This window comes from Microvirga tunisiensis (genome assembly GCF_009296175.1).
Taxonomy (GTDB): Bacteria; Pseudomonadota; Alphaproteobacteria; order Rhizobiales; family Beijerinckiaceae; genus Microvirga; species Microvirga tunisiensis.
The window spans coordinates 1-13,073 of the sequence record NZ_VOSK01000185.1 but is presented as its reverse complement, the minus strand read 5'-3'; the positions used below and the strand labels follow the sequence as shown (position 1 = coordinate 13,073).

General features: G+C 63.4%; 13 protein-coding genes and 2 pseudogenes. 7 read left to right on the top strand and 8 right to left on the bottom strand.

Annotated features, from left to right (window positions below; all coding sequences use genetic code 11):
- Nucleotides 1-132: pseudogene (locus FS320_RS50930) on the top strand (IS481 family transposase); the annotation flags it as partial.
- 160 nt (nt 133-292) lie between these two features.
- Here FS320_RS50930 and FS320_RS28525 read toward each other — a convergent pair.
- From FS320_RS28525 to FS320_RS28515, 3 genes are read right to left on the bottom strand one after another with little or no spacing between them, the layout of a single operon-like run.
- Nucleotides 293-478, bottom strand: coding sequence for a hypothetical protein (locus tag FS320_RS28525; RefSeq protein ID WP_152715653.1), 186 nt, complete (start codon nt 476-478; stop codon nt 293-295).
- Nucleotides 479-521: 43 nt separating this feature from the next.
- Nucleotides 522-1,244, bottom strand: a complete 723-nt coding sequence (locus FS320_RS28520; protein WP_152715652.1) for a L,D-transpeptidase — start codon at nt 1,242-1,244, stop codon at nt 522-524.
- A 34-nt stretch (nt 1,245-1,278) separates the two neighbouring features.
- Nucleotides 1,279-1,602, bottom strand: a complete 324-nt coding sequence (locus FS320_RS28515; protein WP_152715651.1) for a hypothetical protein — start codon at nt 1,600-1,602, stop codon at nt 1,279-1,281.
- Nucleotides 1,603-1,851: 249 nt separating this feature from the next.
- Between FS320_RS28515 and FS320_RS28510 the strand changes: the two genes are divergently transcribed.
- Together FS320_RS28510 and FS320_RS28505 are read left to right on the top strand one after the other, a co-directional pair.
- A complete protein-coding gene (locus FS320_RS28510; RefSeq protein WP_152715650.1) occupies nt 1,852-2,718 on the top strand; it encodes an HD domain-containing protein in 867 nt (288 codons plus the stop codon).
- A gap of 294 nt (nt 2,719-3,012) precedes the next feature.
- Nucleotides 3,013-3,921 (top strand): YsnF/AvaK domain-containing protein, encoded by a 909-nt coding sequence (locus FS320_RS28505; RefSeq protein WP_152715649.1) that lies wholly within the window; start codon nt 3,013-3,015, stop codon nt 3,919-3,921.
- A 74-nt stretch (nt 3,922-3,995) separates the two neighbouring features.
- Here the strand turns inward: FS320_RS28505 and FS320_RS28500 are convergent, their stop codons facing one another.
- Nucleotides 3,996-4,475, bottom strand: a complete 480-nt coding sequence (locus FS320_RS28500) for a YsnF/AvaK domain-containing protein (RefSeq protein ID WP_152715648.1) — start codon at nt 4,473-4,475, stop codon at nt 3,996-3,998.
- Between the two features lie 176 nt (nt 4,476-4,651).
- On the opposite strand from FS320_RS28500, the gene FS320_RS28495 reads away from it, so the two are divergent.
- The gene (locus FS320_RS28495; RefSeq protein ID WP_420846784.1) at nt 4,652-5,719 is read left to right on the top strand and encodes a PhnA-like protein; all 1,068 of its coding nucleotides are present in this window, start codon (nt 4,652-4,654) and stop codon (nt 5,717-5,719) included.
- Between the two features lie 38 nt (nt 5,720-5,757).
- Nucleotides 5,758-6,753: a YihY/virulence factor BrkB family protein gene (locus FS320_RS28490; protein ID WP_152715647.1), complete on the top strand. Its 996-nt coding sequence runs from the start codon at nt 5,758-5,760 to the stop codon at nt 6,751-6,753.
- 261 nt (nt 6,754-7,014) lie between these two features.
- On the opposite strand, the gene FS320_RS28485 is transcribed toward FS320_RS28490, so the two are convergent.
- From FS320_RS28485 to FS320_RS28470, 4 genes and pseudogenes are all read right to left on the bottom strand, one after another.
- Entirely contained in the window at nt 7,015-7,281 is a 267-nt protein-coding gene (locus tag FS320_RS28485; RefSeq protein WP_152715646.1) for a DUF6894 family protein, read from the bottom strand.
- Nucleotides 7,282-7,327: 46 nt separating this feature from the next.
- A pseudogene (locus FS320_RS28480) lies at nt 7,328-7,837 on the bottom strand (transposase); the annotation flags it as partial.
- 118 nt (nt 7,838-7,955) lie between these two features.
- Nucleotides 7,956-10,169, bottom strand: a complete 2,214-nt coding sequence (locus FS320_RS28475; protein ID WP_152715644.1) for an amylo-alpha-1,6-glucosidase — start codon at nt 10,167-10,169, stop codon at nt 7,956-7,958.
- A 92-nt stretch (nt 10,170-10,261) separates the two neighbouring features.
- Nucleotides 10,262-11,323: a glycosyltransferase family 4 protein gene (locus FS320_RS28470; protein ID WP_152715642.1), complete on the bottom strand. Its 1,062-nt coding sequence runs from the start codon at nt 11,321-11,323 to the stop codon at nt 10,262-10,264.
- Between the two features lie 96 nt (nt 11,324-11,419).
- On the opposite strand from FS320_RS28470, the gene FS320_RS28465 reads away from it, so the two are divergent.
- Both FS320_RS28465 and FS320_RS28460 read left to right on the top strand, forming a co-directional pair.
- Nucleotides 11,420-12,412: an MFS transporter gene (locus FS320_RS28465; RefSeq protein WP_152715640.1), complete on the top strand. Its 993-nt coding sequence runs from the start codon at nt 11,420-11,422 to the stop codon at nt 12,410-12,412.
- A 39-nt stretch (nt 12,413-12,451) separates the two neighbouring features.
- Nucleotides 12,452-13,073: helix-turn-helix domain-containing protein (locus tag FS320_RS28460; protein WP_244627447.1), on the top strand; the 622-nt coding region annotated here is incomplete at its 3' end.

Sequence of the window (13,073 nt, the reverse complement as noted above, 5' to 3'; positions counted from 1 at the left end):
GTTGTGCGAAGCCGCCTGGCTGCCGAGCCGAAGCTCGCCAACCGCCGCTACAAGCCACCCGATGCAGACGCGTTGCCGCCAGCCCTCCAGGTCATCGCTCATGCCAAGGAGGTCTCGCATCCAGACAGCTAGCCTTCGTCATGGCCGCCACACCGGCCGCGAACGTCTTCGCCTCGTTCCAGGACGCCTTCGGCCGGATTGGAACCACGACATGCAGGCCAATGATAAAGTAGGTGTGACGAGCAGGATCTCTCTATCTAGGCCGCCACCGCTCTACCGCAGGTCAAGTCATTCACTGCTCCCGCACTATCCTCTCGCGTTCAGCCTGTTCGATCTTCTGCAGCACGGCCTCGATGTCGCTTGGCAGTGACTGCCGCAGGGTATCCTCGTAGATCCGCTTGAGATCCCGGCCTATGCAGAGCAGGAGATCTCGGTCTGAGAGACGAGGGTGGTGCCACTTTCCTTTCTCTTCATTCATTGCCTTTGACTCCTCTACAATCCGATCCGCCGATACGGTGCCGTCACGACAAGACGATGACCTGGGTTCCCTCGGGCGCGCGCTGATAGAGATGGATCACATCCTGGTTGACCATGCGAATGCAGCCGGACGACACGTTGGTGCCAATCGTTTCAGGTTCCGCGGTGCCATGGATGCGATAGCCCGTGTCCCTGCCGTCTGCGAAGAGATACATCGCCCTCGCCCCGAGCGGACTTGTCGGGCCTCCCGGGACACCCGGCCCGCGCGACGTCGCCACAAGTTGCGAGCGGATCTCCGGATCCCGAGCCACCATCTCCTTCGGCGGCACCCAGTCCGGCCAGCTGCGCCGCATGTTGATTTTTGCGATCCCCGACCAGCCGAAGCCCTCGCGACCCACGCCAACGCCATAGCGGGTCGCTTGTCCTGGGGCTTCGACAAAATAGAGGTGACGCGAGGCTGGATCGACGACCACGGTGCCGGGCTCCTCCGTCCCGAGGTACTCGACCTGCTGTCTCAAGTAAGCCGGGTCCACCTGGGCATAGTTGAACGCGTTCACTGGAGCAGGATCACCAGGGGAGCTCGCGTAGACGACTGAATAGTTCGGCTTGCTGATGGTAAGGCCGCTGAGGCTTCGGCGTGAGCCGGAAGCATCGAGCAATCCGCCGAAGAGCGGTCCGCCCGCGGAGAATCCAGAGCAACCGGCAAGAGCGACGGAAGTGGCAGCAAGGCCGAGCGAAAGCAACGAGCGGCGCGAGATCGTGGACATGGGCTCACTCCAGACGATACAAGAACGCATGGGACTATTGCTCGGTGAAGAAGGTCAGGACCACCTTGCCCTTGTCGCTGAGAAGACAGACGAAGCGATTGGGCTTATCGGTCTTGTCGCGCTGGAGATAAGCGTCGCCCATGACCACCATCTTGATCGGCGTGTCGCCGACCTTGGTGTTGGCCTTTGAGACGGCCAGCGATTCCATGTCGAGGGTGATCTGGTCGAGCGAGGGCGAGCTCTCTTTGATCGCGGCCAAGCCTGACAACCGGCACGCCTCGACCTCGGCAGGGACCTGAGCGAAGGCGGATGAAGACGCGACGAGAGACGTCGCAAGAACTGCGAAAGCAAGCCGCATGGGACAACCTCGGTTGGGGAAGTTCGCCGGTCACCATTGAACCCGGCACGTGTGGAAAAGTCCGGGGCGAGCCTGGCAGTTCCTGACACCGTAACGGTTTGCGCTCCTATCAAGCGTCTTCCGCAAAACACGGTTAGGGCATGGTTAACAGGATCCCCGCCCGCACGTCACTGAAGGCACCCGCAGACCTCCGCATGGAACTCGGTTATAGTTTACCGTCGGCAGCGAACTGCGGTTGGGGAGGCTCGCATGATGATGATGCCCACGCTCCTGGCGGATGAACTCGGGAAGCATCTCGCGGACGACTTTCGGCGACTGTTCGGGTCATCGCACCGGGACGAGGCCGAGCGGCTCGATGGCATCGCGCGAGTGGCGTTGGAATGCCTCGGCAAGAGCGATGCTCTCTACCACAACGTCGAGCATACCTTCCTGGTCACCCTGGTCGGGAGGGACATCATTCGCGGGCGCATGCTGACCGAGCGCCTTGAGCCCGAGGACTTCTCGCACCTGATCGTCGCCTGTCTGCTGCATGATATCGGCTATGTCCGGGGCATCCTGAAGGGTGATCGCCGTGATCGGTTCGTCGTGGACGCGAGTGGACGGACCGTGACCCTGGAGCGCGGAGCGTCAGACGCGGCACTCACGCCTTACCACGTCGAGCGCTCCAAGCTCTTCGTCATGGAACGGCTTGGGCGATCGCCGACGCTCGACGCCGAGCGGGTGGCGCGAGCCGTCGAATTCACCCGCTTCCCAACTAGCCAGCCCTCTGCGGATGCACAGGAGCCCTCCGCAGACGCACCCGAGCACCGGGAGGGACGTCTGGTCCAGGCAGCGGACCTGATTGGCCAGCTCGGCGATCCCTTGTACCTGAAGAAGGCCAATGCGCTCTTCTACGAGTTCGAGGAGATCGGCCTCAACCGTCAGCTTGGCTACACCTCCCCGGCCGACCTGGTCGAGCGCTATCCCGACTTTTATTGGACGAGCGTCTCGCCGCACCTGGAGGAGGCCATCGGCCACCTGAACGTGACGGCGGCAGGTCGCCAATGGATCGCCAACCTGCACAGCCATGTGTTCTGCACCGAGCATGCCTTCGCCCTCATGGGGCCGCAGCGGTAGGACCTGCCGCGGTCCCATGAATTCGACCGGCATGGTCGAACCTCGCGTTCGGCCTCCTTCCGACGGGAGAGGGAGGCGAGACTGTCGCGCGGGGTTGCCGTCACCGGGAACCGGGACTGGCGCGGCACATTGGTACGGTCGATGGGCCGAGCCAGTCGCCGGTTCGGCCAAGCCCGTGAACCGATGGGTGCCGTGTCGACGGGGGAGCGCACCTGCGGCCGCGCAGGCCCAGCAAAGCGCGCCTTCATGCGTCTGAGTGCAACTCAGAGACGAAACCTTCAGGAGAGTGATCTTATGACCAAGACCGTCACGTGCCTCTACCAGGACCAGGAGAAAGCCGCCGCGATCGTCAGCCGCCTCGAGCAGGCTGGCATCACGCGCGGTAATATCAGTTTCTACTCGACCTCTTCCGACAACCTCATCGACGATCTGGAAAATGACGGTGTGCCGCGTACCGACGCCCATGCCTATGCGGAGGGTGTACGCCGCGGCGGGTCCCTCGTCGCCGTGGAATGCGATGAGGACGAGGTCGACCGGGTGATCGGCATTCTGGATGATGACGGCGTACTGGACCTCGACGAGCAGCAGACCTCCTGGCGCTCGGAAGGATGGCAAGGGTTCGATGCCTCGACCTCCGGCAGCACCACAGGCGGGCTTGGCGCCGCGGCCGGGCTGGCCGGCAGCTTCACCGGATCGTCCGGCACAACCCGGACGGAGATGGGCGCTGGTGAGGACATCACCGGATCGGCGGACATGACCCGCGCCCGGACCGACACCGCGGGCCTGAACGGACGCGACGAGGTGATCCCGGTTGCTGAGGAAGAACTGCACGTCGGCAAGCGCGAGGTGAACCGCGGGCGCGTGCGCCTGCACTCGCGTGTGATCGAGCGCCCTGTGCAGGAGCAGGTCACCCTGCGCGAGGAGCGCGTCGACGTGGAGCGCCGCCCGGTCTCCGGCACGACGCAGGCCGGCGCCCTCGGCGGCGATCCCTTCCAGGAGCGCACCATCGAGGTGGAAGAGCGCGGCGAGGAGGCGGTGGTCTCGAAGGAAGCCCGTGTGGTCGAGGAAGTGGTCGTGCGCAAGGAAGCCGACCAGCGCACTGAGACCGTGTCCGACACCGTGCGCAAGACCGAGGTCGATGTCGAGGACGAGCGCGACGTCCGTGGCACCGGCACCATAGGCTCACCCGACGGCAAGCGCTGATCCCGCTTCAGTCGAAGCCCGGCGTCGCGCCGGGCTTCGACGCCCTTGCTGAACTATGTGAGGACTTGCCCGCCTTATCTGTCAGGAGCTTGATCGTCAGGATCAAGCCGCTCGATGACGGCGCGCTGCTTGCGCAAGGTGACCGGCACTTCGACGGCTTCGGTCTCGATGCGGCGCCGGATGTGCAACTCCTCCTTGAGCACGAGGCGCTTCTCGACCACGAGCACCTCCTCGAGCACCGGCACGACCGTCACATCGCCTTCGGTTCTGATCTCGGGCGCGGTCTCGACCACCTTGTCGATGGGCACGCGGGTAACCCCGACGCTCTCCCGCTGCACGTCGGCACGAGCCAACTCCTCGACGATGTCGGTGATGGTCTGCACGCGCACGCGTCCTGTCACGACCTGCCGTTTGTCGACGGTCGCGGTCTCCTCGACGAGCGGGATGATCTCCTCGGCCACGGTGCGGGTGCCGCTTCTCGGCGCATCGTCCAGACTCGGCACAGGCTCGGCATCGTGTGGCGGTACGCTCGAAGGGTGAGTTGGGTCACCCATGGCTGCTCTCTGGTAAGCAAGGACCAACGGGCGCTCGCCCCAGGGGTTCCTTGCGCCTGAACTCCGCGCAATCTTGGTGGCAACCGCGACAAATCCTTCACCTGCAAGGCAATTCGTCTGTCTGCGCTGAACCATTTCCACACCGGGGGGGTGGCCCGCGAACAGGAGGTCTCACCATGACCGACGCCCATCATCCCGACACCCCGCGCAACCGCGGCGACACTGATGCCCCGCACATGAGCCCGGTCACTCCGGCTGAGGACGCCCGCACCATCATGCTGAATCGCATCTCCTGGGGCGCGGTGCTCGCCGGTGTGGTGGTCATGCTCGTCACGCAGCTCATCCTCAACCTGCTCGGTATCGGCATCGGGGCCGCCACCCTGGATCCCGCCGCCGGAGCGGCCGAGAACCCCTCCGCCTCCAGCTTCTCCACCGGAGCCGGCATCTGGTTCGTGCTCGCCGGGGTGCTGGCCTCGCTCGCCGGCGGCTACGCCGCAGGTCGGCTGGCCGGCAAGCCGAAGGAGTCTACCGCTAGCTGGCACGGTCTCACCGCCTGGGCGCTGGCCACGCTGGTGATCTTCTATCTGCTCACCACCACGGTGGGCGGCCTTGTGGGCGGCGCCTACCGCACGGTGACGAGCGCCTTGGGCAACGTCACCCAGGCGGTCGGCTCGACGGCCCAGACTGCCGCCCAGGTGGCGGCTCCCAACCTGGCCGGAGGCGCAAACCCGTTCTCCGGGATCGAGCAGCAGATCCGTGGCGCCACCGGCGGCAACGATCCCGCGGCCTTGCGCGATGCGGCTGTGGCGGCGGTTCGTGCTGCCGTGACCGGCAACGAGCAGCAGGCCGCGGAGGCCCGCAATCGTGCGGCGGAGGCTCTGGCTCGGGCCCAGAACATTCCCGTCGACCAAGCCCGCACCCAGGTGCAGCAGTACGAGCAGCAGTACCGTCAGTCCGTTGACCAGGCCCGGCAGCAGGCCACCGAGGCGGCCGATGCCGCCGCGAGCGCCGTCTCGACGGGTGCCCTGCTGGCAGCCCTTGGCCTGATCCTCGGCGCTGTGGCTGCGTGGTTCGGTGGTCGCATGGGCACGGTCGAGCCGACGATCACGGCCCGGCTGGGCTTGAGCCGCTCCGCCGCGACAGAGCCGGTGGTCCCCAGCGGCACCACGAGCACCGTCGTCGAGACGGAACGCACGCCCCGGACCACGACCTCGAAGACAACCGGCAACACGCGCTCGACCTGATACCCGCAGCCGAAGGCTGATATCCGCAGGACCCGCCAATGCTGGAGAAGAACCATTCGATGCCAGCATTGAGGCCGTGGGAGGATGCCACCTGCGATGCGGATCACCCCGGCGACATCTCCAGCCGCGGCTGGTTCGACATCATCACCAGACTGGTCGGCTCCCTGCGCCAGGATGGCATGTGGCTCAGGTCGGCGGGCGTGGCCTTCTGCGCCATCTTCGCGGCCATTCCCGGCATCTCCGTTCCGGTTGCCCTGTTCGGCCTTCTGGTCGACCCGGAGGCGGTGCATCGCCCCATCGAGATGCTTGGCGGTCTCGTGCCCGGGATTGCCACCACGTTCCTCGCCGATCAGATGCAGGCGATTGCCCGCACCTCCCGAACTCAGCTTGGGACTGGGCTCGGCGGCGGCTTTCTTGCCGCGCTGTGGGGTGCCTGGTCGGGGGCCTCGGGTCTGATCGCGGCCCTGAACGTTGCCTATCGCGAGGAGGAAACCCGCAGCTTCCTGCGCCGGGCACGGGACGCATTGGTCGTTGCTGTGGCAGCCGGGTTGTTCATGCTGCTGGCATTCACGCTTGTCGCCCTGCTCCCCATCGTCCTGGGCCGGCTACCGCTCGGTGCGACCCTGCAATCAATCCTCTCGATTGCCCGATGGCCGGCACTGGCCATGCTGTGCGTCGCCGCCCTTGCGATGCTCTACCGCTTTGCCCCGTGCCGACGCGCTGCCAAGTGGCGCTGGGTCAGTCCGGGCGCAGCGGTTGCAACGGTCCTGTGGCTTGTCGGCGCCACCGGGTTCTCGTTCTACGTCTCGCATTTTCCCTCGTACAACCAGACTCTGGGGCTTCTCGGGACCATCATGATGCTGCTGACCTGGTCCTATCTGACCGCCTTTGCGGTGCTCCTCGGGGCCGAGCTGAACGCGGAGCTGGAACGGCAGACTTCGCGCGACACCACCACGGGATCGGCCCGGAGCATCGGATTGCGCGGCGCCGCCGTGGCCGACACCAAGGTACAGGCCTCGGAAATGGCTTCGTGACCAACCTTACAGAGGATCTCGATGGCACGGATGCGGCTCAACTGTAAATCGGCATCGAATACAGACCCTTGCCGACTGCCGTTACGCGCATGACGTTGCTAACAAATTCGTAGTACTCGGCATGCCGATATCCAGCGCCTCGCCTGAACGCCGAAGCTAAGGGATATTTGCGGCCCACATCTGAATCACGCACCAAAGTCCTGCGCGACCACATCCTCGCACGTCATTGTGGGCCTCGCAGGTCACCGTGCTGTCTCAGCCTCAGGAAAGAAGCGAGACACCCGAGGAAGCAGCGGTCGAGGAGACTCTTTGCGAGATGGGCATGGTGAAGATGCTCTGCCTATCCTCGTTCAAGACCACAAAGCGATAGCTCTGTGAGGGACTGGATAAGACCGGGTCAAGAGCGACAAGCCCGTGGCTCATCCGTGCGAACTGCCGGGCATCTTCGTCACTGGTGCAGTCATAACCAGAATCATCTTCCGAGATGAGTTGAGATCCCTGATAAAGATTAAAGTAGTAGCGAGGCATAGGCCATGTCTCCTCTCAGGACGTAGGCTAAGAGGCTGGTGAGCAATTATCTTTCCTTTCGCGTGAGGCGACGCAGCAGAATGCGGCTCATCGCAAGATAGAGCAGCATTTCACCGGTCTCGACCAAGCGTTCGTAGTCCTTGGCGAGCCGCCGGTTGGTGGTGAGCCAACCGATGGTCCGCTCCACCACCCACCTGCGTGCGAGCACCTGGAAGCCACTCGGTCGCGTCGGCGGCTCCGCGTCAGCCCGCATCCAGGTTCCGCCGCTCCACCAATGCTGCGGGATGGATAATCTCCAGCTCAGGGCCTTCTGGAGCCAGTCCTTCAGCCCACGATATGCCGTGTCAGCCCACATCCGCTCGATCGCCGGAAAGAGATGCTGCAGACCCTCCAGCAGAAATTCGGCCCCTGCGCGATCATGGATGTCCGCTGGATGCACCCGGTTCTTCAACAGATTGCCTTGCGTATCAACGAGAAGATGGCGCTTGCGGCCGTTGATCTTCTTGCCGCCATCGTATCCACGCGGTCCGCCCATCTCAGAGGTTTTCACTGATTTCCGCCCAGGCCATGAATGAGGATCAGCGGCAAGCTCTTCCTGTCGCGTGCGGTTTTCCTCATTCACCGCTTTCCCATAAAAGCATGTGCAGAGCTCTAGCGCTCAAACCAGGGCTGCACTACTTCGCAAGCAAAATGCGGGCATCGCCCGCGCGCTTTAGGACATTCAGCGACACATCCTGTCCATACCGATGCAGTCTCAGATCAAACGTTGAGGCCTTTACGCGAAGCTCGTGGATCAAGACCTCGTCCAGGAAGCTTGGCAAGACTGGATCGTTGAAGCGAACTGCATTCCCCTCATGGTCGAGCTCCAGCCCCAAGCTGGATCCAAGAAGCGCAAACGGTGTCGCGGCGGCCCACGCCTGCGGTGAGCAGGCAACCGGGTAGGCTGTTGGGCCTCGGTGGCGCCGGCGGGTAAAGCCGCAGAACAGTTCGGGCAACCGGCGCAATTCCTGATAGCTTGCGACCTCGAACAAGGCCCGGAAGACCTGCGCCGCCTCATGCTTCAGGCCATACTGCGCCATGCCGAGCGCAATCATCCCGTTGTCATGCGGCCAGATCGAGCCGTTGTGGTACGACATAGGATTGTACCGCGCTTCGCCCCGCGCCAGCGTGCGGATGCCCCAGCCGCTGAAAGAGTCGGGACCCATCAATGTCCTCGCAACCCGGCGGGCTTGCTCCGGTGCAGCAATACCGGCGAACAAGGCATGCCCTGCGTTGGATGCCCGTACACGGCAGGGCCGCTTGGCTCCGTCGAGTGCCAAGGCGTAGGTGCTGATATCCTCACACCAGAATGCTGCCTCGAACCTCTCCCGGAGGTTGATGGCTTCCTTGGCAAGCCGGGTGCTGATATCTGCTTGACTGAGTGCCGCCGCCAGCCGCGCGGCAGCCTGCTTGGCCGCGAAGACGTAGGCCTGTACCTCGCAGAGTGCAATCGGGCCTTCGGCTCCCGAGCCATCCGCGTGGAAGATGGAATCGTGGCTGTCTTTCCAGCCCTGGTTGGCCAGCCCCTGTTCCGTTTCCCGGTGATACTCGACAAAGCCATCGCCGTCGCGATCACCGTACTCATCGCACCAGCGCAGAGCCGCTTCGATATTCGGCCAGATTGCCTCGATGGTCTCCCGGTCACCGGTGCGCTCGTAGTATTTGCCCGCCAGCATAACGAAAAGGGGTGTTGCGTCGACAGTGCCGTAGTAGCGCCGGAACGGGACCTCGCCGAGTCGAGCCATCTCGCCCAGGCGGCGCTCGTGCAAAATCTTGCCGGGCTGCGCATCGGCGGCAGGATCGACGTCGGTAGCCTGCATCTCAGCCAAGTAGAGCAGCACGCCTTTGGCAATGGATGGGTCTGCCCACAGAAGCATCATGGCGGTGATGATACCGTCGCGTCCGAAAACCGTGCTGTACCAAGGAATGCCGGCATAAGGGTAGAGGCCGCGTTCGGTGGGTGTGACCAGCATGTACATATCGGATGCCGAGCGGGCGATAACCTCGTTGAACAGGTGGTTCGAGGTCCTGACCTTCGCGATCTCCCGTGTCGTCGCCCGCAAGGCTCGGCGGGTGTCCCGGTAGGCCTTGAGGAAATTCGGCACCTCGGGACTAAAGGCCTTACCGGATTTCTGCTCCTCGCATGCCACCGTGACCAGGATCGAGCGGCGCTCATCCGGCTCCAGCGCCATCTCGTAAATGACCCGCTTCGCCTCAAGGCGTGTTGGCCACGGCTCGAAGTGCAGCATGGACTGACGGACGATCCCGTCGAGTCCCTCGTAGCTGAACACGACCCGGTCGGGAGCCATGGTCTTGATCGAATGGTGACCGCGGTGATCCCGCTGCATACCCCGGACCTCGAACAGGTCGTAGAAATCAGCGTCGAACCGACATTCGAGGCGGAAGACCCGCCGGTGAGCGTCGTAGTTGCGCAGGCCAATTCGCTCGTAGAGAACCCCCTTCCAAAGGAACTTGGTGCGATTGAGTGCGATGATGTCCCGCGGCAGCGCGTTGTCCTCCCCCGGCCTGATGTCGGGGTTCGTCAGGTCAACACTGAGCGCTGCATTATCGTCCTGAATGACGGAGCCCAGCAGCAGCGGCCGCTTGCCCTCAAACCGCATCTCAAACCGTGACAAGTAACGGGTATCCTGGAAGAACAGGCCTTCCGGACTATCCGGCACGGTGCCGCAGTCGCCATGGGTATCGAGCACTGCGAATGCATCGCCCGTCTTCAGCGTTCGCAAACTCCGTTCGACCAGGGAGGTTTGGGCCTCAATGTAGTGGTCCGAAAGCTGCTCCGGAGTAGGTTCTGGATGGTCCGAGGCCGGTCCCATGACGCGTTCGCTCATGCCAATTTCCTCGTAGTTGATGTTCTATATAGGTCGATTGTGCCAGGGTCGGCTTAGCCTTACGCTCATGGTGCCGGGAAGCGATCGCTTGTTTACTCCGCCGCAACCAGATGCCGCTGGTCAGTGCCACCTCTTGTCAGCAGACTTTCGTAAGCATGGACATAGTCTCTCGCCATGCGAGCCACCGTGAAGCGGCACTCGAAGACCTCCCGTACACCCACTCGACTCAGGCTCTCAACCTGATGAGCGGCCGTGACAGCCTCATCCATTGTCTCGACGATGAAGCCAGTGACGCCATCAGCCACAACCTCAGGTACGGAGCCGTTGCGGAAGGCGATCACAGGCGTCCCGGCCGACATCGCCTCGATCATTACCAAGCCGAACGGCTCGGGCCAATCAATCGGGAACAGCAGCGCCAAGGCATGCCCGAGAAAGGCGCCCTTGGCTTCCTCATCGATCTCACCCACGAACTCGATCAACGGGTGGTCGAGCAGCGGTTCGATGACCTCGTCGAAATATGCCTGATCGGTCGGATCGACCTTGGCAGCGATCTTCAACGGAATGCCAGCTCGTTTGGCAATCTCGACGGCGCGATCAGGCCGTTTTTCCGGTGCGATGCGACCAAGAAATGCAAGATAATCCCCTCCTCGTTCGTTGAAGGGACAGACATTCGGAGGCAATCCATGGTGAACCGTTGCGAGCCAGTTCACATGAGGAGGCATCGGCGTGCGCTGGCTGTCAGAGATCGACACCAACGGCATTTCTTGGAAGGTTTGGTACACCGGCATGAAGTCGGGCAGGTCGAGCCTGCCATGCAAGGTTGTCAGGCACTTATGAGCCAGGTCACGGAAGAGCACATGCTGCAGCAGGTCAACATGGAAATGGATGATGTCGAACTGATCGGCCCGGGAGCGGACCTCGTTCAGCATAACGAGATGGCTGGCGATGTGATCGCGAATGCCGGCAAGTCTGAGCCCTTTCGGAACGCAGGGCACGAGCTTTGCGGATGTTGTTGAATCGCCGCTGGCGAACAACGTGACGTCATGGCCCTGACGCATCAACTCCTCAGTGAGCCAGGAGACCACCCGCTCAGTGCCGCCGTAAAGCTTGGGCGGAACGGCCTCGGCCAATGGGGCAACCTGCGCAATCCGCATCAAGATGTCTCCAGCGATTCAGCCGTCAGGTAACCGAGGTTAACCCATGTTAGTGAGGGGGGTTCCACGCCCATGTGTGCCTGTTAAGCTGTGAGCATGTCCCACCATGTGGCGCTGGATTGGCTGAACTTCCTGCTGGCCGATGTGAGAGGCGGGCTGGGGCCTTATGTCAGCGTGTTCCTCCTCACGGAGGCAGGGTGGGACCAAGCGACACTCGGCCTGGTCCTGACGATCAGCGGCTTGATCGGGATCTCTATGCACGCTCCCATCGGGGCCCTGATCGACGCAACGCGGGCCAAGCGCGGCCTTATCGTGGTGGGCATCGTTGCCCTCTCGGCCTGCGCGATCGCGATTGCATGGCGCCCGATTGTCCCCATTGTGTTCGCGGCCGATCTCACAATGGCAATCCTGGGCGCTGTCTTTGCACCAGTCGTCGCGGCGATCACCCTGGGCCTCGTCGAGCGAGACAAGTTAGCGGCCCGCCTCGGGCGCAATGCTGCCTTCGATCGGGCCGGAAACCTGTTTATCGCTGCCGTGGCGGCCGCTGTTGGTACGGCCTGGGGGCAGCGTGCTGTATTTTACCTGGTCCCCTTCTTCGGCGTGTGGACAATGTGGATTGTGCTCTCGATCCCACGCCACGCGATCGATCATCAGCGTGCCCGCGGTTGGGTGCCCTCGATGACAGTTCGTCAATACCAGCCTAGTCGCTGGGGCACGCTCCTGACGGACAAATCCCTCCTGGTCCTTGCTGGGGTGGCGGCGCTCTTTCATCTAGCCAATGCGGCAATGCTCCCCCTGGTCAGCCAGAAGCTTGCACTCGGTCATCCAGGCCAGGAGGCGGCGCTCACCTCAGGCGCGATTATTGTGGGGCAACTCGTGATGGTCCCGGTCTCGCTGCTCGTGGCGCGTGCCGATCGGACCGGGCGCAAACCACTTCTGCTGATTGCCATAGCCGCCTTGGTGCTGCGTGGTATTCTCTTCACGCTTTCGGGAAATGCGGTTTGGTTGATTGCAGTTCAGGTGCTTGATGGCATCGGGATTGGCCTGTTCGATGCACTCCTGCCCCTGATCCTAAGTAGGTCATCATAAGTCTTGCAACGCGAGCACTGCGGGTGTTTCCTGGGGAGCATGCAACGACATGATCACTCTCCCGGGACGGGGCTCGACGAGGCGGATCGCAAGCGGCTGGCCGCCGCGCTGGCTGGCGCCCGTGAGGCCCGCGTGTATCGCCGCCTCGAGGCGCTGCTGCTGGTGGCCGAGGGGCATTCCGTCGCCGAGGCGGCCCGCCGCTGCCGGGTCAACCGCTCCAGCGTCCACCGCTGGCTGGCCCAGTACAAGGCTGAGCATGAGGCCACGGCCCTGATGGACCGGCCACGCAGCGGGCGGCCTCGCCGTCACCCGAGGCTTACGCCGCAGCGGCTGGCGGCGGCCCTGGCGCGCGACCCGCGCCGCTGCGGCTACCAGGCTACGAGCTGGACGGTGCCGCTGCTGGCGCACGACCTAGCCGCGAAGGGCCTCGCGGTCAGCCCCCAGACGCTGCGGCGGCGGCTGCACGAGGCCGGCTATCGCTGGAAGCGGCGCGCTATGTCTATGTCGAGCGCGCAGCTCATCTGCCGCCGAAAAAAGATCTCATGGGCCAGTGAGCGCCGGATTGGTGAGGTAAGGCGGTCACCTCACCCCGGAGGCCGCTCATGCTCTACTCGCCCTCAGCAGACGCTTCATTCTCGCACAGCACCCACACGATCTATCT